An 837-nucleotide genomic window follows, 5' to 3' on the forward strand; every position below is an offset into this window, starting at 1 on the left:
TGGGTGCCACATCTGCGCGGCATCAGCTGGCGGCAAGATTAGCGCTGCACAAGCAGAGGTGCAACCTAGTGCAACCCGTTTTTTTGTGGATTGATCGACGCTTCGTCAGGAATTTTCAGTGAAGCCCGGATCGCTGCACAGGCTTGGAGCTTTTTCATTGCTTTTGCTCTGTTCTTGCTCCGAAAAGGAGCAAAAAAGAGCTATTGCGAGGAAAAGACGACAAGGTGCAACTGCCCTGACAGAAATTGGTTGCACCTTATTTGGTTTGTTGCATAGCATTCGCGTCCAAGGTGCAACCCTCGACAAGTTAGATTCTCTCTACACTCAGTTTTTGGTTCATCAGCTGATGGTTTTCCTGGGGAAACGTCAGTCATAAATGCGCGGCAATGTTCTACGTCTCAAACAGGATGTTTGTGAGCGTTCAACCAGACCGCTGCTAAACATAAAAACAATGCCAGGGCTTAATTCAATGAGTTTAAATAACCCAACCCTGATCACGTTCGTGATCTATATCGTGGCAATGGTGCTGATTGGCCTAATGGCCTATCGCTCCACCAATAACCTTTCGGACTATATTCTCGGTGGCCGCAGCTTGGGCAGCGTCGTGACAGCATTGTCCGCTGGCGCCTCGGACATGAGCGGCTGGTTGTTGATGGGTTTGCCGGGTGCGATTTATGTTTCCGGCCTGTCGGAGAGCTGGATCGCCATCGGTCTGGTAACCGGTGCCTACCTGAACTGGCTGTTCGTTGCAGGCCGCCTGCGGGTGCAGACCGAACACAACGGTGATGCACTCACCCTGCCGGATTATTTTTCCAGCCGTTTTGAAGATACAAGTGG

The 837-nt window shown here is 51.0% G+C and carries 1 protein-coding gene; it reads left to right on the forward strand.

Annotated elements, in window-relative coordinates:
* Nucleotides 1-469: 469 nt before the first annotated feature.
* A partial coding sequence (locus TU76_RS23940; protein ID WP_048352635.1) for a sodium:solute symporter family transporter occupies nucleotides 470-837 on the forward strand: 368 nt, incomplete at its 3' end.

This window comes from Pseudomonas psychrophila (genome assembly GCF_001043005.1).
Taxonomy (GTDB): Bacteria; Pseudomonadota; Gammaproteobacteria; order Pseudomonadales; family Pseudomonadaceae; genus Aquipseudomonas; species Aquipseudomonas psychrophila.